This window comes from Parapedobacter sp. GCM10030251 (genome assembly GCF_042666505.1).
Classification (GTDB): Bacteria; Bacteroidota; Bacteroidia; order Sphingobacteriales; family Sphingobacteriaceae; genus Parapedobacter.
This window is the reverse complement of sequence record NZ_JBHTDN010000002.1, coordinates 386,178-409,599: the sequence shown is the minus strand read 5'-3', so window position 1 is coordinate 409,599 and position 23,422 is coordinate 386,178. Positions and strand designations below refer to the sequence as shown.

13 protein-coding genes are annotated in these 23,422 nt (G+C 48.4%); 10 read left to right on the top strand and 3 right to left on the bottom strand.

Annotation, left to right across the window (positions count from 1 at the left end):
- Positions 1–57: 57 nt before the first annotated feature.
- Genes ACFQRK_RS07575 through ACFQRK_RS07565 form a run of 3 tightly spaced genes read right to left on the bottom strand, consistent with a single transcriptional unit; the run spans position 58 to position 2,488 of the window.
- Positions 58–1,074 (bottom strand): glycoside hydrolase family 43 protein, encoded by a 1,017-nt coding sequence (locus tag ACFQRK_RS07575; RefSeq protein ID WP_379005206.1) that lies wholly within the window; start codon positions 1,072–1,074, stop codon positions 58–60.
- Entirely contained in the window at positions 1,028–1,552 is a 525-nt protein-coding gene (locus ACFQRK_RS07570; protein WP_379005204.1) for an acyl-CoA thioesterase, read from the bottom strand. Before ACFQRK_RS07570 ends, ACFQRK_RS07575 begins: the two co-directional genes overlap by 47 nt.
- Before the next feature lie 15 nt (positions 1,553–1,567).
- Complete coding sequence (locus ACFQRK_RS07565; RefSeq protein WP_379005202.1) at positions 1,568–2,488, bottom strand: SDR family oxidoreductase; 921 nt, start codon at positions 2,486–2,488, stop codon at positions 1,568–1,570.
- Positions 2,489–2,750: 262 nt separating this feature from the next.
- Between ACFQRK_RS07565 and ACFQRK_RS07560 the strand changes: the two genes are divergently transcribed.
- The 10 genes from ACFQRK_RS07560 to ACFQRK_RS07515 all read left to right on the top strand — a co-directional run bounded on the left by ACFQRK_RS07560 (position 2,751) and on the right by ACFQRK_RS07515 (position 23,285).
- Complete coding sequence (locus ACFQRK_RS07560; protein WP_379005200.1) at positions 2,751–6,158, top strand: PVC-type heme-binding CxxCH protein; 3,408 nt, start codon at positions 2,751–2,753, stop codon at positions 6,156–6,158.
- Positions 6,159–6,184: 26 nt separating this feature from the next.
- Positions 6,185–7,366: an FG-GAP repeat domain-containing protein gene (locus ACFQRK_RS07555; protein WP_379005198.1), complete on the top strand. Its 1,182-nt coding sequence runs from the start codon at positions 6,185–6,187 to the stop codon at positions 7,364–7,366.
- A 108-nt stretch (positions 7,367–7,474) separates the two neighbouring features.
- Complete coding sequence (locus ACFQRK_RS07550; protein ID WP_379005197.1) at positions 7,475–8,038, top strand: RNA polymerase sigma-70 factor; 564 nt, start codon at positions 7,475–7,477, stop codon at positions 8,036–8,038.
- Positions 8,039–8,181: 143 nt separating this feature from the next.
- The gene (locus tag ACFQRK_RS07545; RefSeq protein ID WP_379005195.1) at positions 8,182–9,357 is read left to right on the top strand and encodes a FecR family protein; all 1,176 of its coding nucleotides are present in this window, start codon (positions 8,182–8,184) and stop codon (positions 9,355–9,357) included.
- 188 nt (positions 9,358–9,545) lie between these two features.
- Positions 9,546–13,019 carry a TonB-dependent receptor gene (locus ACFQRK_RS07540; RefSeq protein WP_379005193.1) on the top strand — a complete coding sequence of 1,158 codons (3,474 nt, stop codon included), beginning with the start codon at positions 9,546–9,548 and terminating at the stop codon, positions 13,017–13,019.
- A gap of 50 nt (positions 13,020–13,069) precedes the next feature.
- Positions 13,070–14,944 carry a RagB/SusD family nutrient uptake outer membrane protein gene (locus tag ACFQRK_RS07535; RefSeq protein ID WP_379005192.1) on the top strand — a complete coding sequence of 625 codons (1,875 nt, stop codon included), beginning with the start codon at positions 13,070–13,072 and terminating at the stop codon, positions 14,942–14,944.
- 29 nt (positions 14,945–14,973) lie between these two features.
- Positions 14,974–16,212, top strand: coding sequence for a DUF5000 domain-containing lipoprotein (locus ACFQRK_RS07530; protein WP_379005190.1), 1,239 nt, complete (start codon positions 14,974–14,976; stop codon positions 16,210–16,212).
- A 93-nt stretch (positions 16,213–16,305) separates the two neighbouring features.
- Positions 16,306–17,559: a DUF4998 domain-containing protein gene (locus ACFQRK_RS07525; protein WP_379005188.1), complete on the top strand. Its 1,254-nt coding sequence runs from the start codon at positions 16,306–16,308 to the stop codon at positions 17,557–17,559.
- Between the two features lie 163 nt (positions 17,560–17,722).
- The gene (locus tag ACFQRK_RS07520; protein ID WP_379005186.1) at positions 17,723–19,981 is read left to right on the top strand and encodes a family 78 glycoside hydrolase catalytic domain; all 2,259 of its coding nucleotides are present in this window, start codon (positions 17,723–17,725) and stop codon (positions 19,979–19,981) included.
- Between the two features lie 64 nt (positions 19,982–20,045).
- A complete protein-coding gene (locus ACFQRK_RS07515) occupies positions 20,046–23,285 on the top strand; it encodes a glycosyl hydrolase (RefSeq protein ID WP_379005184.1) in 3,240 nt (1,079 codons plus the stop codon).
- The last annotated feature ends 137 nt before the right edge of the window (positions 23,286–23,422 follow it).

The following is a 23,422-nucleotide window of genomic DNA, read 5'->3' as shown; positions in this document are numbered from 1 at the left end:
TGACGATAACAACGGGCAGGCCGATACACCGTTTGCAACGCTGCAAGCCGCAATCGATTATTCGCGGGTATTGAGGGGAGACGTCGGCAGCGGATAACTCACCCCGGTATGCGTCATCTTCACAGGCAGGATATGGCCGTTTCCGTCAAAATGCATTTCGTCAATGCATGTTTCCCGCTCGTTGGCTCCTTTTTTGCCCAAGGGACGGCGATGGTATACGATATACCACCGGTCTTCGCCCGGTATCTGGATGACCGAATGGTGGCCCGCACCGGTCGCAATTTCCGGATCCTGCTCCAGGATAGTAGCAACCCGTTTGAACGGTCCGAAGGGCGAATCTGCGATGGCATAAGCGACCTTATAGTCCGGGCCGCCCCAACCGCCCTCGGACCACATGAAATAGTATCGGTTATTCCGCATGAACATAGAAGGGCCTTCGACATACCCTTCAGGTGTCACTTCTTTGTAGATTTCACCGTCATCGAATGGTACTAACCCTGTGAAGTCATCGTTCAGCTTGACGATATTGCAATGTCGCCAGCCTCCATAATACATATAATAAGTGCCATCGGTATCCTTGAACACGAACTGATCAATGGGCTGTGCGCCATTCACGATGTCATTGATCAACGGTTTGCCCAGCAGGTCCCTGAACGGTCCCTCAGGCCCGTCGGCCACCGCCACGCCAATGCCACCAACTTCTCCTTCGTGCACGTCGTTTGCCGCGAAAAAGAGATAATAGTTGCCGTCTTTTTTCAGAACCCCGGGCGCCCACATAGCCCGCTTGGCCCACTTGACTTCCGACGTGTCGATAATACGGGCATGTTTCGTCCAATTAACGAGGTCGGGAGAGGAAAATGCATCAAAAAAGACTTGCTCCTCATACGGTGCCGAATACGTTGGATAAATCCAGAAACGATCGTCATAGACAATGCCCTCCGGATCGGCGTACCAACCTGGAAAAACAGGATTCTGCTGCGCACACAACCCTATCGGTGAAAAGAGGGCGATCAGGTAAGCAAAATGTTTACTCCCGTACCACCTCTTTAAAAAGGTTTTGCAGTTCTTTAGCATCTTTCGGTTTCAATTTACCCCCCAACACCAAGCGGAGTTCCCGGCGTTGGAGTGCTTCGTTATACAATTTTTTTTCCTCGTCGGTTTCGGGGATCAGTTGGGGGACAGCAATGGTCCGGCCATTTTGGTCAATGGCCACAAACGTGTAAAACGCCTCGTTGGAGCGAACTTTGGTGCCAGAGGGTATATTTTGCGCCGATACCACCAGGCGGACTTCCACCGACGTGTTGAATGCTCGTGTTACCTGTGCTTCGATACTGATGACGTCCCCCAATTTGACGGGATGCTTAAAAGACACGTTGTCGACCGAGGCCGTGACAACGATGCGATTGCAATGTTTTTGAGCCGATATCGCCGCAGCGATGTCCATCCAGTGGAGTAGTCGTCCACCCATGAGGTTGTTTAGCGTGTTGGTATCATTGGGCAACACCAGCTCATTCATGATGGTATACGATTCACGGGCAAACTTTTGAGTCATACGGCAAAGATGGGATTATTTTTTGAGTGTATTATTTTCATGCAGCTGCCGATCTACTACCGCCAGTCCCTCCCGGAAACTATGGGGGGCATAACCCAACACGGAACGTGCCTTGTCGAGGACGAATCCCGTGCGTGCAGGCCGTGGGGCAGCTTGGCTGAGTGTCGATGAACTAACCTCGTGGATACGCGATTTGTCCAGTCCCCAAAAGTCGGCTACGGCAGCTACCAATTCATGGATGGCAAACAGATCCTCGCCCGAAATATGGAAAATTCCTTCTGCCTGTCGGGTTACGGCAAGCAGACAGGCCCGGGCGAGATCCTCGGCCAGCGTGGGCATGCGCCATTGATCATTTACTACATTGAGCGGTTGCCCTTTTTCCAGCGCCCCTTTGGCCCACAATACGATGTTGCTCCGGCTCATGTCGGCCACCACACCATACACCAGAATGGTACGCAGGATCGCCCACTTGCAGGTGGATTGCTGGATAAGCTTTTCGGCATCCCATTTACTTTGACCATACAAGCTCAACGGATTGGGGGCGGCGTCTTCGGCATACGGGCCTTCTTTGCCATCGAAAATAAAATCCGTCGAAAGATGGATCAGATGGATGCTGTATGCTTCGCACAATTCGACCAGCGTTGCCACGGCGTCAACATTCAGTTTCCGGCATCCTTCCGGATCGTGTTCGCATGCGTCAACATTGGTCATTGCCGCCGTATTGATGATGGCATCGGGTCGGTATTCAGCGACCGTTTCGCGGAGCTGATGCTGATCAAGAATGTCCAGGTCGACATAGCGATATCCACTTTTAATGGGATGGCGATTCTCGCCGCGTGAGGTAGCGATCAGCTCAATGGTTTGATCCGCAAGTGCTAATTCGGTAATCTTCTGGCCTAATAGGCCATTGCTGCCGGTAACGAGGATTTTGTTCATAGGGGACAAAGATACGCATACAAACCTTTTGTATCAGCACAGTACAGGTTGCTTTTTTAACGTGAATACCTACCTTTGGTAGCCAACTGATCAGTTTACCGTAATATACCATTTATAGGCCTTTATGTGCTATCGTCTTCGTAAAAAAGTAAGGAAATCGACAAATTTATGGAATAGCTGCTGCGCGTTATCCTTCGCGTGCCTTTTATTGAGTGGATGTGGAAACCCGAAGACATCGAATGATGACAAGTTTGCAGATCACGTGCGCACAACGGAATTCCAGACACCTGAGGAGGAAATGGCCGGTTTCAAACTTCCTCCGGGGTTTGAAATCACCCTCTTTGCCTCAGAGCCTGACATCACCAAGCCGATCAACATGGAGTTCGATGATCAGGGAAGGTTATGGGTCACGCAGTCATCCGAATATCCGATTGCGGCCGGCCCGGGTAGCGGAAAGGACCGAATCACGATTTTGGAAGACCGCGACGGCGATGGAAAGGCGGACGTATTCACACATTTCGACGATAACCTGAATATACCGATCGGTGTTATGCCCGTATCCGATGGTGCCGTTGGATTTAGCATTCCCAGTATTTATCATTTTAAAGATGACGACAACGATGGCAAAGCCGACGCAGAGGAGGTGCTCGTAGGGCCCTTTGGATTTAAGGATACGCATGGCATGGTCAATAATTTTATCCGTGGATATGACGGATGGATCCATGCTTGCCATGGTTTTACCAATGTTTCAACGATCGCCGGTACAGACGGCGACTCGGTTACGCTGGTTTCAGGAAATACCTTCCGTTTTCGAGTCGATGGAAGTCGGGTGGAACAGACCACAAATGGGCGGATCAATCCCTTTGGCTTGGCCTTCGATGAGCGGGGATACCTGTATTCTGTGGATTGCCATAGTAAACCGATCTTTCAGCTGATCCCCGGTGCGGATTATCCGCAGTGGGGCCGGAAGGATCCTGCCATCGGCTATGCACCGGAGATGATGAGCTATGAACTGGGGTCCACGGCACTCGCCGGATTGGTTTATTATACGGATCAGCAGTTTCCGGAAGCCTACCGCCATAGCTTTTTTACCGGCGACGTTGTCACCTGCCGCATAGACCGCAACACCGTGACCTATCAGGGCACCACGCCTATCGCAAAGAAAGAGGATCCGTTTCTGACCAGCGAAGACCCATGGTTCCGGCCGGTTGATATTAAGACGGGGCCCGACGGCTCACTGTATGTGGCCGACTTTTACAATCGAATCATCGGTCACTACGAGGTGTCGCTGGATCACCCCGGGCGCGACCGGCTGAGCGGACGCATCTGGAAAATTACCTACACGGGCAAGGATAAAGGCACCGTACCTGTCAAAAACTGGGCGAAGGCGGATTTGAGTGAGTTGATTACCGGGCTTGACCACCCACACTTAGCAACGCGTTTGAAAGTGGCGGATCGGTTGGTTGAAGTTTTTAGAGACAAAGCCGTGCAACCGGTGCTTGAACGGGTATCATCCGCGGGTGCATCGCCCACGGGATATATCCACGGGCTGTGGGTTCTGCATCGTCTTCATGCGTTACCTGAGTCTGTGATCGACGAGGCACTGCATCATGCCGATCCCATCGTCCGTCAACATGCTTTGCGCATTTTAGCCGAGTCGGAAAAACTCACCGATGGGCAGCGGCGTACGGTGCTTGCGGCACTTGCTGACAAGGATCCGTTCATTCAACGTACGGCATGCGAAGTATTGAACCGCTTTCCCGACATCGCTCATGTAGATCCATTGCTGACGGTATATGTGAACTGCCCCGCGGAAGATTCGCACCTGAAGTATACGGCCTTGCTGGCAGTCCGCAATAATTTGCGGGGAGCCGGAGTAGCCGAGCGTGCGTCAAAGATGAATTGGGACGAAGCCAAACTGGCCACCATTGCTACCGCCATGCGCGATGTGCCCTCACCGGCAGCTGCGACCTTCGTACTGGACTATGTGCTTCACCACGATATACCCCATGACGCATTGCAGAAAAATCTTGAATTTATCGGAAGGTATGCCAGTTCTGCACAGCTGTCACAAATAGTACCGATTATCACGGAGAAGTTCGCCGACAACAAACAAACCCAGCTTTCCCTGTTTCTCAATATTCAGGAGGGAGTTGCGCAGCGAGGCTTGACCGTTCATCCAAGGCTTCAAGCTTGGGGTAGCCAACTCGCGGATTATTTTTTGAACGACGTGACAGCTGATAAGGACACGTGGATGAGTAAACCCATGGAGAATCGTTCCGAAGATCTCAGTCCGTGGGCGATGTCGGACGCTTTCCTTACCCAGGTAATGCCTGCCTTCCGGATTTATTTGAGCGAACGCAACGGGTATAAGCCGAGGGCTATCCTCTACACGAAACCGTTTACGCTACCCGCCGAAATCCGCATGAACGTGTTTGATAATGATGTGCATAATACGGAGGAAAAAGTGGGAACATCGAAAAATGCCGTGCGTATACGGCTGGCGGATAGTGATCAGATTGTTGCCGAATACCGGATGAAACAGGATACCAAAATGGCGTTCGAAGATCTCATTAAGCCGGCTGCTTTCGATTTACAGCGGCACGAGGGAAAGATGGGATACATCGAGGTGGTGGATAGCTCGGAGACGGGTTCCATCGGCATCGGGAAGCTGGAACCGGCCGTTGTCGAAATGCCACCTTACACGCCATCCGACGTGGACGCGTTGCGGCAGCAGGCTGCCGAAATAGCCGGGAACTTCAAAATCACTGGCCTAAGGGATCGTCTCGTACAGATTGTCAAAGCGTCCTGGATCAATCCCGATACGCGGTTGGCTGCGGCCAATGCGCTGGCTGGCATGCCTGAAAAGGGCGACGCCGAATTGCTGGGTAAGATCTTCGTGGATAAATCGGAACCAGGTTTGTTCAGGGAACGCCTGGCAGGCATCCTGGGGCAGCTGCAACAGGAGCGGTCCCTGCAATATCTCCAGCGTGGGCTGGAGGGCAGTGCGAGGCCGGTACAGCTCACAGCAACCACTGCACTGGCAGGATCGTCGACAGGAGTAGGGCTGCTGCTGCAAACGGTTGAAGATGGGAGGGCCCCCGTTGAATTACTTACGGAGTTCAGGGTTAAGGAGCTGCTTGATGCAAATGCCCGACCCGATCAACAGACGCGTATTAAAAACCTGCTGGCCAAAGGGGAAGATGAACGAGCGGCTCGAAAAAAGCTGATCGAGGACCGGATTGCCGGTTTCAAAGAGACCGGAAAGCGTTTAGAAAAGGGTCGCGCCCTGTTTGAAACAAATTGTGCCATATGTCACCAGATCGGCGGAACAGGCGGCATGATCGGGCCGCAGCTTAATGGCATTGGGAACTGGGGTGTGCGGGCACTGTCGGAAAAAATATTGGATCCCAACCGGAACATCTCCGAATCCTTCCGTACGTACAACATCATCCTGAACAATGGAAAGCAGCAGGCCGGGTTATACCGGAGAACCGAAGGCGAAGTGATGGTGTTTGCAGATATCAGTGGTAAAGAGTTTAAACTGTCAAAAAAAGATATAAAGTCTTACACGCCCTCGCCCTATACGTTGATGCCCGACCAATTCAGGCATATTCTTTCGGAAGAAGAGTTTGGGGCATTGTTGGAATACCTGCTGAGTGTTAAATAGCATGATATAAAAAAGAGGAGATGACCATGAAAAAATCAAGTGGATGGATATCGATTATGCTGGTGATTCTATCGGCTGGCATCGGTTGTCGGGGACAATCGGCGAAGCCGGGAAACGTCCGGTTTGAGAAACACGTGCTCTGCGATACGTTTGTGTCGGAAGGGGTTACCGTGGCGGATATCAATAAAGATGGGCGCATGGATATTATTGCGGGCGCTTATTGGTTTGAAGCTCCAAAATGGAAGCAACATGAACTCGCTGTGCCGACGGCATTTGCGTATGATAAAGGTTATAGCAATGCTTTTTTGCATTTTGCTCTCGATGTTGATCAGGACGGGTGGGTAGATATTATCCGCATAGGCCTGCCCGGGGAGGAAGTGGTTTGGTATGAGAATCCGAAGAACGAGCCCGGCCATTGGAAAGAGCATCTCATTTATCCGGCATTCGGAAATGAGACACCGCTTTTTGAAGACGTGGATGGGGATGGCCGACCGGACCTGATTGGAAACGACCCCAAAACCGAAGAGGTCATCTGGTTGCGTGCACCCCACAACCCTGGGGATACCGCGTGGGAAAAACACGTTGTAAGTAACCAGGCCGGACTGGGCACTCATCAATATACACACGGACTTGGTTTTGCGGATATTAATGGCGATGGCCGTCGCGATATTTTGATTAGTAAAGGATGGTGGGAAGCGCCGATGAAACACGGGGGGCAGCTCTGGCAATTTCATCCCGTAGATTTCAGTGAAGACTGTGCGCAAATGTATACGTACGATGTAAACAACGACGGCCTGCTAGACATCATCAGTTCGTCAGCGCACAATTACGGCGTGTGGTGGCATGAACAGCAACGGGATGATGCGGGCAATTCCCAATGGGTAAAGCATGTGATAGACAGTACATTTTCCCAAAGCCATGCGTTGACACTCAGGGATATAAATGGTGATGGTCATTTGGATTTAGTAACCGGTAAGCGATTTTTTGCCCATAATGGGCACGATCCCGGAGCGTTTGAACCGGCCGTTTTGTATTGGTATGAATACTTGCCGGGCGGGCCTCCCTATTGGCGTGCACATCAAATTGACGACAATTCGGGTGTGGGCCTGCAAGTTGTGGTTGAGGACGTCGACAGCGACGGGTTGTTGGATGTTGTGGTATCCAATAAAAAGGGAGTGTTTTTTTCAAAGCAGACAAGAAAGAAATAGACGGGTGTTCGGGTTTCTAAAATGGGCGGTTGCTTTTTTAAAGCAAACGATTACCTTTGTCGTCGGGAGATCGGCCCGGGCAGATGTTCCCTCATTATAGACCAAATTATGAATTCTTATACCGAAAGATCAGATCGTGATTTGATTGTTTTACTGAAAGGTGACGATGAGCTTGCCTTTACCGAACTGTATAATAGGTATTGGAAAAAACTCTTTATCGTTGCAGCTAATCGACTTACACATCTTGAAGACGCGGAGGAAATCGTTCAAGACCTCTTCGCAACTCTTTGGCACCGCAGGCATACACTTGACCTTACGTCTGAGTTAGCACACTATCTCACAGTCTCGGTTAAATATCGAGTAATTAAATTGTTGGATAAGTATCATAACCAACGGCGATATATCAATGCAATCCTATCAAATGACAAGGTAGATAATTCTACACAAGAACAGCTCGCGTTTGACGAGTTGCGTGAAGAGCTTGCAGCGTATGTAAATCAGTTACCCGAGAAATGCCGTTTAGTATTCCGGTTGAGTCGGGAGGATGGATACTCGCAGAAGCAGATTGCGGAAACCTTACAGATTTCAGAAAAGACGGTGGAAGCTCATTTGGGAAAGGCCTTTAAAACGCTTCGGGCAAAGCTAGCCAGCTTCATGATAACATTATTATAAGTGTCCATTGTTAAGGTCCGTATCGCTACGGATCGTTATTCTTTATATTTAAATTAGCTAACTTAACCTAAAAATTTAAATTTTTCTGGTCGGCAACTAAGGGATCGATGCCATTTGCGGTACATAGGAGATAAAGACCGATTATGACCGACGGCAAGCGCTATCAAGAATTGGCAACCAAGTGGCTGAATGGCACTATTACCGATGCCGAAAAATCCGAATTTGCAGCATGGTATAATGCGTATGCTGATGATCAATTGGAGTTGCCCACGTCATTTGCGGGAAGTGAAGAGGAGCTAAGAGCACGGATTCTGGATAAAGTCAGGGAGACCATGAAGGCCAACACCCCTGGACGGAGAGCTTCCGGTTTGCGGAGAACAGCACTGATTGCCGCAGCTTTACTGCTTGTCGCCTCCACGGGTGGCTATTTCTGGATAAGGAATGTCGATCACGAACAGGCAGAAAATCAGTCGACCGTCAGTGATGTGCTACCTGGTGGGAATCGGGCCGTCCTTAAGTTGGCCGACGGACGTTCGATCGCGTTGAGCGGAAAACAATCGAGCATTATTGTGGGCAAGATGATCCGGTACGGCAACGGAGAGGTTGTTGCTGAAAACGCCAAGAAAAAAGACGGTCAGCCACGGTCGGTGACGTACAGTACGATTACCACACCAAAGGGCGGTCAATACCAGATTATTCTTGCAGACGGATCAAAGGTTTGGCTAAATTCCGCTTCCACATTACAATATCCGTCAGAATTTATCGATCAACAGCGCGAGGTTGAGCTAATTGAGGGTGAGGCTTATTTCGAAATTAGTAAGCAAGCGGCCGTTCCCTTTTTGGTTAGGACAAAGTCTCAGACCACGGAGGTGTTGGGTACTGAATTCAATATCAACGCCTACCAGGACGAGGAAGAAATAAAAACTACATTAGTCGAGGGCTCAGTTCTCATCAATCGTGAGCATGTAAGCCAGAGGCCGGACCCTAAGCAAAGGCAAGGTGTTTTATTGGTTCCCGGCGAACAGGCTATGTTGAAAGACAATGCGCTCCAAGTCCATAAGGTAAATACCGATGCGTACACTGCATGGAAAGACGGATTTTTTTATTTCGACGAAGCGGATATTTATGATGTCCTGAAGCAATTTTCCAGGTGGTATGATATCGATGTGCGTTATGAAATGGAAACCTCAGACGACTTGTTCGTTGGTAAAATACCCCGAAATGTAACGTTAGCCACGGCCTTGAATGTGCTAAAGAGTGCAGGTGTAGAATTTGAGTTAAAAGATGGTAATATTCTGAAAGTGAAATCGAGAAAGTAAATAGTAATTAATAACATTTAAATAACAGAGCGCTATGAAAACAAAAAATACATGATTAACAGGTTACCGGATAAAAATGGCCGGTTGTGCTCGCAACACCGCCGGCCGATTGTCTGGGTAGCCTTTCTTTTCGAAAGCAATTCATTAGGAAAAATTCACTGATTACTCACCCAAAACCATACAAATGTATGAATTTTGAGCTATTGGGCAAGGTAATGGAAAGTCTTGCCTTACCATCTACTAGAGCCGTACTTGTGCGTGTTAAGCTGATCATACTTCTACTCACAGCAATTTGTTTGCAACTGTCTGCTAACGTTTTTGGACAACGGATCACGTTGGAAGAGCGAAACGTTACGTTAGTGCAGGTGCTACGGAAAATCGAAAAGCAGAGCGGGTATACGTTTTTTTATAATAAAAAGGACGTAACGGTAGCACGGCCAATTAATGTATCCATAAAAAACGAACATATCGCGGACGCGTTGAAAAAGGTATTTAAAAACACGCCGTACGGATTTGATATCCAAGAGAAGGTCATCGTGCTGAACAGGAAACCGGTAGAACGGAATCCGATTAACATCCCTTTTCCAGAAGAGGAAATCGAAATTCAGCAGCAGGTTTCAGGAAAAGTCACAGATTCCCTAGGCAATCCCCTACAAGGGGTTTCTGTATTCGTCCAAGGGACGACGCTCGGGACGGCAACAAACGTTTCCGGCCAGTATCAGATCATTGCGGAACCCGGGAGCGTGCTGATATTCCGTACCGTCGGTTACGTCACCCGGGAGATTACGGTAGGAAAACAAGCGATCCTTGATGTCGTCCTACAGGAAGAGAAATCGGACTTGGATGAAGTGGTGGTTGTGGCATTTGGAACGCAAAAGAAGGAAAGCGTGATTGCTTCCATCACAACCGTTAACCCTTCCGAATTGCGGGTGCCCTCCAGTAACCTTACCACCTCCTTTGCCGGACGGATTGCCGGTATGATCTCTTATCAACGGACCGGGGAACCAGGACAAGACAATGCTCAATTCTTCATCCGCGGCGTGACCAGCTTTGGAACCGGAAAAGTCGATCCGTTAATACTGATAGATAATGTGGAAATGACAACGGAAGACTTGTCGCGTTTGAACGTGGATGATATCGCCAGTTTTTCGATCATGAAGGATGCCAACGCGACCGCTTTATACGGTGCAAGAGGAGCCAATGGCGTCATTTTGGTGACGACGAAAGAAGGTCGTGAAGGCGCTGTGAAAGTACAGTTGCGTGCAGAAGGATCCTATTCGGGTCCAACGGAAAACGTGCAATTTGCGGATCCCGTAACCTTTATGAAATTACATAATGAAGCTGTGCGCACCCGGAAACCTGGTATGCGACTGCCATACGATGAGAAGAAGGTAAATTACACCGAGCGGGGAATTGATCCATTGTATTACCCGGCGGTCGACTGGCAGGATCTTTTGTTCGATAAGAATACGTTCAATCAGCGATACAATCTCAATGTCAGTGGCGGCGGAAACATTGCAAGATATTACATTGCGGCAGCCTATTCAAAAGACCAGGGTATCCTTAACGTAGATAACCGTCAGAACTTTAACAATAACATCAATATCAATAGGTATTCGTTGAGATCCAATATCAATGTGAACCTGACAAAAACGACGGAGGCAATTGTCCGTCTAAACGGTGTGTTTGACGACTACCAGGGGCCGTTGGATGGGGGTACAGCGCTCTATAATAAAGCAGTGCTGGCCAATCCTGTTTATTTTTTGCCCTATTATGAACCCGATGCTTCAACCATTTATGCAAAACATATCCTGTTCGGGAATACGGCTTCTGGTACTTATTTGAATCCATACGCCGAGATGTTAAAGGGGTACCGGTCGAATGACCGTTCATCTATGTATGTTCAGTTTGAATTAAAGCAGAATCTGAGTTTTATCACAAAAGGACTTTCTGCTAGGGGATTGATGAACATAAACAGGTTCGCACAATTGGACGTCAGGAGACAGTATAGCCCTTTTTTTTATGCCTTGTCGCCGCAGGTGGCTGGCTTGGCTGATTACAGGCTGCTTGCCCTTAACCCGGATGCCGGCACGGATTACCTTGATTACGTACCAGGAGAAAGGAAAATGGAGAATACCATGTATTTCGAAGGTGCGCTCCAATACCAGACGAATATTGCAGAAAAGCATATGCTTTCGGGATTGTTGGTAGGTACACTGCGAGAACGGAAGGACAATACCTACAATACCCTGCAGTTGTCATTGCCCCAGCGGAATTTAGGCCTCGCCGGAAGAGCGACCTATAGCTATGACAATCGATACTTCCTCGAAGCGAACTTCGGATACAACGGGTCCGAGCGCTTTTCAAGGAATGAGCGATGGGGCTTTTTTCCCTCTGCCGGATTGGGTTGGATTATCTCCAACGAGTCTTTCATGGAAAAGTACAGCAATGTCATTTCCAAGTTAAAGCTTAGAGCTACCTACGGGTTGGTTGGAAACGATGAAATCGGCCTGAAAGAAGATCGCTTTTATTATTTATCCAACGTTAACATGAACGATGGGGGCAGAGGAATCAGCTTCGGTGACACCTATGGTTACAACCGCAGCGGCATTTCGATTTCACGTTACGAAGACCCGTTTATTACATGGGAGGTGAGCCATAAGACCAACTTGGGATTCGAGTTGAATTTGTGGAACAGCCTGGAAATTCAGGCTGACTATTTCCGGGAGCAGCGAAGCAATATTCTTCAAACCAGGGCAGACATTCCCTCTACCATGGGGCTTCAAGCCATCCCCAAAGCGAATATTGGAAAGGCGAGCGGACAAGGGGGGGAATTATCCATTGATTACAACAAGTCTTTCGCTTCTGGCTTCTGGGCGGTCGTCCGAGGAAACTTCTCATATGCCTCAAGTAACTTTGAAATCTACGAGGAGCCTGATTATTCAGCCACACCGTGGAGGACCAGGGAGGGTCGTAAAATCTCTCAGCGATGGGGATATATCGCAGAGCGACTTTTTTTAGATGACGAAGAGGTGAAAAATTCCCCGACCCAGACGTTCGGAGAATACGCCGCCGGAGATATTAAATACAAAGATATTAATCGGGACGGAAGGATAGACGAGAATGATCAAGTACCGATCGGTTACCCAACGACTCCGGAAATTATCTACGGATTCGGAGTCTCACTTGGTTATAAAAGTTTTGATTTTTCGGTTTTCTTCCAAGGGTCAGGACGCTCATCTTTTTGGATAGATCCGAGTGCGGTTGCGCCTTTCGTGGCTGGAAGTACCGATATCACAACCCTAACCAATAACCGAGCTTTATTACAGGCTATTGCGGATGACTACTGGTCGGAAGACAATCGGAATATCTATGCGTTCTGGCCACGATTGTCCGAAAACGCGATGAGCAATAATAACGTGACGAGTACTTGGTGGATGCGAAACGGTTCGTTTATCCGGTTGAAAACTACGGAAGTGGGGTATACACTACCCACGCGGTACTTAGATCGATTCGGCGTAAAGGGGCTGCGTGTATACGCATCTGGAAGTAACCTGTTCCAATTGCGAACTTTTAAGTTATGGGATCCCGAACAAGCAGGTAATGCATTTAACTATCCGTTGCAACGCGTCGTAAACATGGGTGTGAATATTGAATTTTAGAAGAACGAAACATCATGAAAAATCTAACCACAATAGTTAAACAGCTTATAATGTATTTCAGTTTTTTTAGCTTAATCAGCTGCTCGGAATACCTGAATGTTGTCCCCGATGGCGTGGCTACCTTAGACAATGCGTTCTCAAATCGGATCAATTCTGAAAAGTTCCTTTTCAGCTGCTATAATATGATTCCCAATCAAAATGATCCCTTTGTGTATCCGGGAAACGTCGGCTTTGATGAGATTTGGTGGGATACGAACGTAGGCGGATTAAATAACCGTAGCGGTTCGAGAATCGCTACGAACGATCAGAATTCGGCCGATCCGTTTCAAAATTACTGGGACGGTAGACGCGACGGTCGTAATCTGTGGGTGGGGATTCGAGACTGCAATATCTTTTTGGAAAACATAGACAAGGTTCCTGATCTGCAAGCTTGGGAGCGCGTTCGTTGGGTGTCGGAAGTAAAGTTTATTAAAGCGTATCTCCATTATTTCTTATTACAGCTTTATGGCCCCATTCCGATTATTGATGTTAATCAACCAGTCAATGCAAACCCCGAGGACGTGCGGGTATATCGCGAACCGGTAGATTCAGTAGTCAATTTCATTGTGCGCCTTTTGGACGAATCCATGGAAAATCTTCCGGATAGAATTGAGGAAACAACGACTGAAATGGGACGAATTACGAAACCCGTCGCAGCATCTGTAAAGGCTAAGGCTCTCGTTTGGGCGGCAAGTCCACTCCTTAACGGAAATCCGGATTACGCAAACTTCAAAGACAAAAGGGGGATGCAATTGGTGCCTTCACAGGGAGATCGGACAAAATGGGAACGCGCACTGAATGCGGTCGATGAAGCGATACAAATCAGTCATCAAAATGGACATTCCCTTTTCCGCTTCCGAAGAGGGTTTGAAACAATGTCGGATACGACGCTGTTGAAGTACACGTTACGAGGAGCTGTTTCGGAGCGACCGATAGACAATCCGGAGATAATCTGGGCGCATCCGGCCTATAATAACGCCAATCAATTCCAAAATTACTGCATCCCGAAATTCTTCGAGTCGTATTCCGGTACATCAGAGCTTAGTGCTACATTGAAGATAGCGGAGCAATATTATACACAAAATGGCGTACCCATTGATGAGGACCGCTTTTGGAATTACGCCTCACGTTATGAAATGAGAAGAGACACCGGGGTTTTTCATCGGTATTATATCAGCAGAGGAGAAATAACAGCTAACCTCAATTATTATAGAGAACCGAGATATTATGCGCATTTGGCTTTCGACCGTAGTCTTTACGAGGCGCTGGCGCAGCCCGAGAATCAAACCATTGTAATTAAAAACCGGAGCGGTGATCCTCATGGTGTGGTCTTTAATGATGCACACATCAAGACGGGATATTTTATTAAAAAACTGGTCAGTTTCCGGTCGACGACCACCACAGCATCGCCAAACCCTTACCGATTCTCGATACCGCTAATCCGGTTGAGTGATCTTTATTTGTTGCGTGCGGAAGCGGCAAATGAAGTGAAAGCGGCACCCGATAATGAAGTCTATCAATGGGTTGATAGTGTCCGTTTTCGGGCAGGGCTCGAAGGCGTTGTGGAATCATGGGCTAAATATGGTACCATTCCCGGCAAACCTTCGACCCAAGAGGGAATGAGGGAAATTATAAAACGTGAACGGTTAAATGAATTGGCTTTTGAAGGTCAGCGTATGTTTGACTTACGTCGATGGAAGGATGCCATGCGGTACATGAACCAACCCGTTCAGGGCTGGGATCATCAGGGCGTTAAAGTGGAAGACTACTACCAAGTGGTCACCTATTTCAACAACAGAAATTATACCACCAAAGACTATTTGTGGCCGTTATGGGTGACTACAATCATCCAAAACCCCAATTTACAACAGAATCCTGGATGGTAAATCTTTTCAAATACTATACTGTAGAAATCATGAGCTATTTCATCAATAATATAAACCTTTCGTCCTTTGTTATCCGGTATTTTTTTCCGATAGGTATCGTGATCATGACCGCTTGCAAAGAAGAACAGATTGGTCAAACCGCTGTTGACGGCACGCCTCCGTCTGGCGTGAAAAATGTGAGGGTAGAACCGTTGCCAGGAGGTGCAAAGATCAGCTACGATCTGCCGGATGAAACGGACATCTCGTATATCACCTGCGAATACATGTTTAATAATGAAAAAAAAGTTGCTCGTTCGTCGATATACAACGATTATGTCACCATAGAAGGGCTGGCCGATATCGTGCCCTGCGATTTTACGCTTTACTTGGTCGATCATAGCGAGAACAAATCGGAGCCTTATACCGGTTCCTTCACTCCCTTGGAGCCTCCTTTCCGGTCCGTATTCAAGACCATTACGCTGGAACCGGACTTTGGCGGTGTGGTCGTTCGATGGCAAAATGAATCGAACGCGTTGATCGGAGCATTTTTATATGCGATGAATGATGACGGAGAATGGGAAGAATACGACTTGGTTTTCTCCTCAACAACGGAAGAAGTCAGATCCATAAGGGGCTATAGTACCGACGAACGGAAGTTCGGCGTAAGTTTGATCGACCGATTTGGCAATACGTCAGATACGCTGGTTGTCAGTGCGGTTCCATTGTACGAAAAGCTTTTGGATAAAAGTGAGTTCAAGGATGGGCATTTGGCGGGAGACAATTACACATCCCATAACAGCCGTCCAATTAGCAATATTTGGGATGGAGACATACAAGTGATCTGGCATACTGTACCGACCGCAGGGTTTACACCACCGCAAACGTTTACCGTTGATTTGGGAGCGGAGGCGAAACTAAGTCGTATGGTGCTCTGGAACAGGCAGGATGGGTTCATCTTTAATCAACATAACCTGCGCTATTTTGAAGTTTGGGGAGCTAAGGAGTTGTCGCACGGGATTAACGATGCATATTGGATTGGTGAGTCGTGGAAGGATGAATGGGTGTATTTGGGTGATTTCGAGCAGATCAAGCCCTCTGGCTTGCCCTTGGGACAAACCAATGCAGATGATGACGCGGCAACGCGGGCCGGAAGCGAGTTTATATTCGAATCGGGGGTAGGGGAAGTCCGCTACATCCGGTTTGTCGTGAAAGAAACCTGGGCAAGGACAGCTGCGATACATATTGCAGAGATTTCCATTTACGGGGATGACGGGGTGAGAGAAGAATAATGGTTTGCTTAAGAAGTTAGACAAGGAAACTTGCCGATGGAAATGCAGGTTCCATTAGGCTGTTAAAAAAACTATTTGCTAATGAATATAGGTATGAAAATATTTCAAGATAGCGTGGCCAAGCTTGCATCGGCGTGTGCGGTAATCCTTCAGCTTTGCCTGATGAGCTGCGACGATATGAACAGCATCCACCAAGAATATTATGACCGTGGCGAAGATATTTATACGGGCGTGGTGGATTCCCTTAACGCCCTATCCGGGTATGAAAAAGTCAGGTTCAATTGGGAAGTAAATGCAGACCCGAGGATCACTAAAACGGTAATTTATTGGAACCATCGGTCAGACTCGATTGTGATCGACCTGAACAGGACGGAGAGCGGGAGGATGAAATTGTCTTATGATCTGGAAAATTTGAACGAAGGAACGTATACGTTTGAATTTATAACACGAGACAATCAAGGACACTTCTCTATGCCTGTCGAGTTGGTTGTTGAAATTTTCGGTGACTTTTACAAACAATCCTTAAGGAATAGAGGGGTGGCTTCCATTACAAAGCAACCAGACGAGACCATGGTGATCGAATGGGAACCGATTGCCAGCAAAATCGTTCAATACGTTACGGTGAAATATGTTACGGGAGGTGTAGAGCAATCCATCCGTGTGGAGAACGATGAAATGCGAACCGTATTGACTGGGTTGAAGACCAACGACATCGTCGGCATCGTTACCACACATTTTCCTGAAAATGCGCTGGAACCCTTGGATTCGCCTGTAAGGGAATATGTTATGCCCAAGCTGGAACGGGAAATTAACAAAACTAGATTCTCGATTGTTGTGTTGTCTGGCGACAACACCTCTGTTGCCGGTGACCGGAATTTGGCCAGAATATGGGATGGGGCCACCGGCAATCCAAACATTTTGCATACGGTTGAAAATGCCTCGGGCTTCAACTTTCCTCATCATTTTACGTTCGATATGGGGGTGTTGGCAGAACTCAGTCGGTTCCGGATATGGCCCCGTACCGAAGCCGGTGCATTCACAGGACACAGTCCTCGTTACTTTGAGATTTGGGCAACCGATGAGTTGAAACGGCCTGAAAATGATGATGGTTATTGGAAGTCAGATAGTTGGAAAAATGACTGGAAACTGATCGGCGACCATGAAATCACCAAACCTGCAGCTACAGCTGATCAAGGAGCAGAATGGACAGCAGGCTGGGAATACGCCATCGACGATGATATCGATAGAGTTCGCTATATACGTTTGGTTATTAAAAATTCCAATTGGCAAGGATCCAATTGTGTGAATATTGGAGAAATCACTTTCTGGGGTGACGATCTTTACTAGAGAATCGCAGTTCATCCTGCTAAGTTCATCCCGCTGATTAACTAGGTTAGCCGGTGGGATGAACTGTTGAAGAGACCTTCTCACGATATCGAAAGGCAGGTAGGAACAGGATACTTAGTCTGACAAGTTTGCTTTCTTTGCTGGATTATAAAAAGCACCTGAAATGAATACCCCGCACTTAAAGATTTTTATTCTTTTTCCGTTGTTGAGCGCTGTCCTGTCTCTAAACGCCCAGCAACTACAAGTGTCCCGGCTCCGGGTGGATCATTTGTATAAAGCCGATTTTCAAGTGTTCAATGGGTATCCAACCGTCGGTTTCGAAGGTAGTCGCGGAAGACGGGTGCAGATTGCCAATAAAACGCCTGTATTAGGCTGGGAGCTTGCAGGAACTGGTCATGCGGCAAGGCAGTCCGCGTACCGAATCATTCTGTCGAGCAATCCCGATATCCTCGCCAAAGGCGTTGGCGACGTCTGGGACTCGGGAAGGATCGCATCGAGTGAATCGACCAACATATTGTATACGGGGTCTCCCTTATCTCCCCGTGCCAGCTATGCATGGTCCGTTATGGTGTGGGACGGAGACGGAATCCCGTCATCTTGGTCGCCAGTAAGCCATTTTTGGACGGCCGATACATTGGTGGATTATCAAACTACCTTTTACCCACTTCAGAAGACAGACGAATCCCCCAGACGAATTCGCAAAAGGGGAGGGATCGCGCAGATCGACTTCGGCAAGGCTGCATTCGGACAATTGAGGTTGACACTTCATTCGGCTACTGGAAAGGACGCGGTAACCGTTCGGCTAGGAGAAGCTATTCATCCTGACGGTAGCATCAATCGTAAGCCCGGTGGGACAATCCGCTATGCGGAATATCCGTTGTCTCTGAATAAAGGAACGCATACCTATCAGTTACAATTTCGACCGGACAAACGCAATACCGGGCCACAAGCAATTAAAATGCCCAATTATATCGGGGAAGTGTTACCTTTCCGTTATGTAGAATTGGAGGGGTATGATCAGGAGCTAAAAGAAGCGGATGTAATCCGTTCCAGTGTGCACTATCCGTTTGACGACTTTGCGTCTCATTTTGAGAGCTCAGACTCGGTCTTGAATGCAGTTTGGGAACTTTGTAAATACAGTGTCAAGGCCACTACGTTTGCAGGTATCTATGTGGATGGCGACCGCGAGCGCATTCCCTATGAAGCAGATGCGTATATCAACCAGTTGTGTCACTATGGCGTAGATAACGAGTATAGCATGGCACGTAGGTCTCATGAATACCTATTACACAACGCTACATGGCCAACTGAATGGATACTGCAATCGGTACTGATGGCTTATCACGATTACCTGTACACAGGTGACCTACGATCGGCGAGTTATTATTACGACGACCTGAAGGCTAAACTCCTGTTGCCCTTGCGTGAGGCAAACGGTTTAATCAGCACCAAAACCGGTAAGCAAACTAAAGCACTGATGAAGGCCATCCATTATCAGGGCGATTCGCTGCGCGATATTGTGGATTGGCCGCATACGGGAAGTTTTGGCATGGTTGGCAATGGCGAAACCGATGGTTTTGTGTTTACCACATACAACGCCGTGGCCAATGCGTTTCATTACAAAGCATTGAAAGATATGGCAGAAATCGCTGATGCCCTTGGCAAGAAGGATGATGCCAAGTTGTTTGCGACGAAGGCACAAGAAACATACAATGCCTTTCAATCGTTGTTATGGGACAAGCAAATGGGCGTTTTCCGCGATGGTATCGATACCGATCATGCTTCTTTGCACACCAACATGATGGCATTGGCTTTTGGTTTGGTGCCCCCAAAAAACCGGGATAAGGTAATGGCATTCATTCGCTCACGGGGTATGGCATGCAGTGTGTACGGAAGCCAATTTTTGATGGATGCAACGTATATGGCCGGCGATGCAGATTATGGCCTTTCCCTGCTTACCTCCCAAAGTGATCGGAGTTGGTACAACATGATCCGGGCGGGAAGTACCATTACCATGGAAGCTTGGGATAACAAATATAAACCCAACCAGGATTGGAATCATGTCTGGGGGGCCGTTCCTGCCAATGTGATTCCACGGAAACTGATGGGGGTTGAACCGATGGAGCCTGGATGGCGCACATTCCGTGTACGGCCTCAAATCGGTTCATTGAAATGGGTAAATTGTAAGGTGCCCACGATCAAGGGAAATATTGAAGTTTCCTGCAAACAGGACCAATCTACCTATTCCATGCAGCTCGTTGTGCCGGCCAACACCGTAGGCGTCGTCGAATTGCCGGGTGAATTGACAAATAATCCTCGTGTGAAAATCAATGGTAAGTCCGTAAAGGCCCGTTTACAGAACGATTGGATAGTCTCCCCACCGTTGGGCCCGGGAACCTATGAGGTTCTTATAAGCAGGTAGGAACAGGACAATCAAGTTGCCCGAGTTTCCGTACTTTACGGCAATTATAGACAAAATACCATTCATGAAGATTTCATATTCCCTGCTTGGCTTCGTGGCCCTATGGATATTCGCGGGCTGCACCGCAACACATTCGCAGAAAGCGGATTGGAACGCTCTTGAGAATATTTTCGTTGAAGCTCCCGATTCCATCCAGACCAGCGTATATTGGTATTGGATTTCGGATAATCTCTCCAAGGAGGGCGTTGTCAATGACCTTAAAGCGATGAAAGAGGTTGGCATTAACCGGGCATTCATTGGCAACATCGGGTTGAATGATTTACCTAACGGATCCTATGGCAACGTCAAAATCTTTACCGATGAATGGTGGGAGATTTTACACACCGCCTTAAAGACAGCGACGGAACTGGGGATCGATATCGGAATTTTTAACAGTCCGGGTTGGAGCCAATCGGGTGGCCCCTGGGTGAAACCTCATGAAGCGATGCGATACCTGGCGGCAACGGATACGGTTGTAACCGGTCCGGCGCGGTTTGCGGGGAAGTTGCGTTCACCTTCGGGAGATTTTCAACGTTTGAAGACGCTGGTATTTAAGACGCCGAAGGAATACGGTAAAAGCTTCGCGGATCTCCATCCCAAGGTAGATGCCGATTTTGAGGGGCAGCTGTTGGGAAATTTATTTGACAAGAACCATCACACGGAGGTGGTATTGCCATCGGGTGCAACGTCGACCGTGTCTGCGTCTTCCGACAGCTTGTTTACCGCTCGGAGCCTAGCCATTTATCCAGCGCAACGCAATATGGGATTTGACGTCACCTTGGAAGCGATGAAAAACGGTACGTTCGAACCTATCAAGTCGTTTCGTTTGGACCGTACCAACAATGCACTGAATGTAGGATTTGAACCCTATGCGCCTGTAGTTGTCTCGTTCGATGCGGTGGAAAGTAACGCATTCCGTTTGGTTTTTGACAAGATAGCCGGAAGTGCCGGTATTGTTGAGGTTGAATTGAGTGCGACTCCCCGCGTGGAGCGCTTCAAAGAGAAATCGTTGGTACGCATGCATCCCACACCGTTGCCATACTGGCATGATTACCAATGGGAGCGTCAAGCGGAGCCGGACGACGCACTTTTGACGGTGTCACCTGCTGAAGTAAGGGACATCACTTCACGGGTATCTGCCACCGGCGAGGTGACGTGGGATATTCCGGAAGGGAACTGGACCATCCTTCAAACCGGTATGCTTCCCACCGGCGTAACCAATGCGCCGGCAAGTCCCGAAGGCACCGGTTTAGAGGTTGACAAAATGAATCATGAGCATGTGCTTCGGCATTTCGATGCATTCCTGGGAGAGATTTTACGTCGTATACCGGAAGAAGATCGGAAAACTTTCAAGGTAGCTGTACAGGATAGCTATGAAACCGGCGGGCAAAATTGGACGGATGGCTTTGAAGATAAATTCGAGCAGGCATTCGGATACGATCCCACACCTTATATTCCGGTTTTCTATGGGCATGTTGTGGGCAGCCAGGATCAGTCAGATCGATTCCTGTGGGACGTCCGGCGATTTGTGGCCGATAAAGTGGCCTACGAATATGTAGGTGGATTGCGGGATGTTAGCCATAAACATGGATTGACCATTTGGTTGGAAAACTATGGGCATTGGGGTTTCCCCGGTGAATTTCTGCAATATGGCGGACAGTCGGACGAAGTAGGCGGTGAATTCTGGAGCGAGGGCGAACTGGGCGACATCGAAAACCGGGCCGCCTCTTCTGCCGCCCATATTTATGGGAAAACCAAGGTGTCTGCCGAGTCGTTCACCGCGGCGGGAAACACATTTGGCCGTTACCCTGCCTTATTCAAGCAACGAGGTGACCGGTTTTTTGCCGAGGGAATCAACAATACGCTACTTCACGTATACATCCATCAGCCCTATGAAAATAAAAGGCCGGGTGTGAATGCTTGGTTTGGTAACGAGTTTAATCGTTTCAACACGTGGTATTACGATATGGATTTATTCGTGGACTACCTGAAACGCTGCAACTTTTTGTTGCAGCAAGGACGGTATGTTGCCGATGTGGCTTATTTTATCGGCGAAGATGCTCCCAAGATGACGGGGGTGCAGGATCCGGCATTACCGAAAGGATACAGCTTTGACTACATCAACGCTGAGGTTATTTTAAATCGGGTTTCTATGAAGAACGGCCGGTTTACGTTGCCAGATGGCCTTTCGTACCGGGTTTTGGTTTTGCCAAAATTGGAGACGATACGGCCGGAACTGCTTCGGAAAATCGAGCAGTTGGTAAACGAAGGAGGCATTATTCTCGGGCCTAAGCCACGGCGTTCGCCCAGCTTAGCCGATTACGGCAAAGCCGATAAGGAAGTTGAGACGTTGGCTAACCAGCTATGGGGCGATATAGATGGCATCCGGCAAAAGGAACACGTTTACGGAAAGGGGCTGGTATTGCAGGGGCTTACGATGCATGAGGTGCTGGCGCGGGCCGATCTGCGGCCGGATGTACAGCTCGACGATTCGGACCCCGTGGTGTTCATACACCGGACCCTGCACGATGGAGATATCTATTTTATTTCCAATCAAAGTGATAGCAAAATTAAGTTAAGTCCAACGTTCCGTATCTCCGGTAAGCAACCGGAACTTTGGAATGCTGTCCACGGCAAATTATGGGATTTGCCGGAATTTGATGATACGGGTCAGGGAACAACGGTACCATTGGAACTGGATCGCTTCGAAAGCGCTTTTATTGTATTCCGAAAAAAGGTCAATAACATACCGGCGGCCTCCGGTAAGAATTTCCCCGCACCTGTACGTGTAATACCGATTCAGGGCGACTGGCAGGTCGATTTTATCCGTCCGGATTCGACAAGATTTACCCTCAATATGGACACCTTATCCGACTGGTCATCGATCGCGGATACCGCTGTAGCGCATTTTTCAGGCACCGCCTGGTACCGGAAGACCGTCTCGACGATCGATCTTCCCGATAAGGCACCTGTTTTTGTCAATTTAGGATCGGTAGTTGCTGTTGCTAAAGTGCGGGTAAACGGACAAGACGTTGGCGGTGTATGGACGCCTCCATATCGTTTGGACGTCACTTCGGCGTGGAAAAAGGGAGACAATACGATCGAAATTAAAGTGGTAAACACCTGGGCTAACCGACTGATCGGCGACCAAAGATTGCCTCCTGCGAAGCGTTCCGCTTGGGCCCTTGTCAATCCGTATAACGCAGACAGTCCGTTGCACCCTTCGGGGTTAACGGGACCGGTTCAGCTTGAGATTTTTAATTAATCGTCTTCGTTTTATCCACTTGCAAACGTCTCTTCAATCAAACGGCGGATCGATTGTCACCTCTGCCGTCAATCTGCCTGGGCCGGCCTGTGTCGCTGCAATCGAAGAATGGATTAACAAATCCCCTCAACGGCGCC

Excerpts from the sequence above, each read along its gene's own strand:
- ACFQRK_RS07575 (WP_379005206.1), bottom strand. The coding sequence starts at position 1,074 with ATGCTAAAGAACTGCAAAACCTTTTTAAAGAGGTGGTACGGGAGTAAA.
- ACFQRK_RS07570 (WP_379005204.1), bottom strand. The coding sequence starts at position 1,552 with ATGACTCAAAAGTTTGCCCGTGAATCGTATACCATCATGAATGAGCTG.
- ACFQRK_RS07565 (WP_379005202.1), bottom strand. The coding sequence starts at position 2,488 with ATGAACAAAATCCTCGTTACCGGCAGCAATGGCCTATTAGGCCAGAAG.
- ACFQRK_RS07555 (WP_379005198.1), top strand. The coding sequence starts at position 6,185 with ATGAAAAAATCAAGTGGATGGATATCGATTATGCTGGTGATTCTATCG.
- ACFQRK_RS07550 (WP_379005197.1), top strand. The coding sequence starts at position 7,475 with ATGAATTCTTATACCGAAAGATCAGATCGTGATTTGATTGTTTTACTG.
- ACFQRK_RS07545 (WP_379005195.1), top strand. The coding sequence starts at position 8,182 with ATGACCGACGGCAAGCGCTATCAAGAATTGGCAACCAAGTGGCTGAAT.
- ACFQRK_RS07540 (WP_379005193.1), top strand. The coding sequence starts at position 9,546 with ATGAATTTTGAGCTATTGGGCAAGGTAATGGAAAGTCTTGCCTTACCA.
- ACFQRK_RS07535 (WP_379005192.1), top strand. The coding sequence starts at position 13,070 with ATGTATTTCAGTTTTTTTAGCTTAATCAGCTGCTCGGAATACCTGAAT.
- ACFQRK_RS07530 (WP_379005190.1), top strand. The coding sequence starts at position 14,974 with ATGAGCTATTTCATCAATAATATAAACCTTTCGTCCTTTGTTATCCGG.
- ACFQRK_RS07525 (WP_379005188.1), top strand. The coding sequence starts at position 16,306 with ATGAAAATATTTCAAGATAGCGTGGCCAAGCTTGCATCGGCGTGTGCG.
- ACFQRK_RS07520 (WP_379005186.1), top strand. The coding sequence starts at position 17,723 with ATGAATACCCCGCACTTAAAGATTTTTATTCTTTTTCCGTTGTTGAGC.
- ACFQRK_RS07515 (WP_379005184.1), top strand. The coding sequence starts at position 20,046 with ATGAAGATTTCATATTCCCTGCTTGGCTTCGTGGCCCTATGGATATTC.